This is a genomic window from Kocuria himachalensis (assembly GCF_054784195.1).
Genome location: NZ_BAAGPL010000039.1, coordinates 1 through 1,154 on the forward strand (window position 1 = coordinate 1; position 1,154 = coordinate 1,154).

1 protein-coding gene and 1 pseudogene are annotated in these 1,154 nt (G+C 69.8%); one reads left to right on the forward strand and one right to left on the reverse strand.

From position 1 onward, the window contains the following. Positions 1-190: 190 nt before the first annotated feature. The gene (locus ACYVM4_RS18210; RefSeq protein ID WP_460669451.1) at positions 191-481 is read right to left on the reverse strand and encodes a hypothetical protein; all 291 of its coding nucleotides are present in this window, start codon (positions 479-481) and stop codon (positions 191-193) included. A gap of 404 nt (positions 482-885) precedes the next feature. Here ACYVM4_RS18210 and ACYVM4_RS18215 point away from each other — a divergent pair. Further along, positions 886-1,154 (forward strand): annotated as a pseudogene (locus ACYVM4_RS18215) (histidine kinase); the annotation flags it as partial.

A 1,154-nucleotide genomic window follows, 5' to 3' on the forward strand; every position in this document is an offset into this window, starting at 1 on the left:
CTGGTGCCCAGCCCGGGCGAGAGAACGCTTCCGGATCAGCCCCCCGGCTGACCCCGTCCGTTCTCCGTCTCCCACGATGCTCGCTCTCCACCCGGGGGACCTAACCCGAGCACGTCATGTGCTGTGCCGCACACGACGCATACCGGTGCAGACGCAAACCAGTGGGGCCCTGCTGTCACAAGGGGCGATGTCACCGGTCGGAGGAGAGTGGCACCAGGTGTGGGCCGGTCGGGGCGCTGCTGGTCTCGGGTTGCCCGTCGCCGCGGTGGTTGGTGTTCTCCTCCTGCAGGTCCTGGGGGTGGGGGGTCCGGGTGGAGCTCAGGTCCACGGTGACTACTGTGTCCGGGAAGAGGGTGCGGGCCCGGGCGGTCATCCGGTGCAGTTCCTGCCGGTCGCCGGGGCTCGGGTCCCCCGTGACGTCCAGGGTCACGGTGTGGGTAGTGCGGTTGATGCGGACGAAGACGGACATGGTGCGGCTCATGGCCGGGACCTTTCAGAGCAGGGCAACCCCCGCGGACACCGGTTGTGTGAGCCCCCCGGGGGAGGTGTCCCCACGGTAGGGCAGGCGGATGTGTAACCCCCTGGTATTTGTGCCGGGCATCTCGACCGTAGTTGCCATCACCGCCTCGTCGGGCGTCGCCGTGGCCCCGACAGGCCCAGGAGGAGAGCCCGCGACGACACTGAGCATCGCTTCCCGGCCTTTCGGGTGCTCCCCGCTGGGCCAGGCCGATCATGATCACTGCCGCGGCGGTCGGTTTCCTCGCAGCCGGGCGGTCCGGGAGGTACCGGTGACGGTCGCAGTGGAGGATCATGGGTGGCAGCAGGTGAAGCGGGACCGATGGGTCGTGACCCCTGCGTGTTCCACCTGATGGGTGAAGGGACGTCATGGACTCTGATCCGTCGGTGCTCGAGCTGACGACGGCTCTGGCCCGGCTGCAGATCGTGTTGCTGGATGCGCCGACCGCGACCGGTGCGGTGGCCCGGTTGGCCGAGGTCGCCCGGGAACTGATCCCGTTGGCGCTCGGGGCCGGGGTCACCCTGATCGACAGCTCCGGGCAACCCTCCTCCACCGCGGCCACCGACCCGGGGGTGGAGGCGGTGGACAGGATGCAGTACGAGGCCGGGCAGGGCCCGTGCCTGAGGGCCTGGGACAC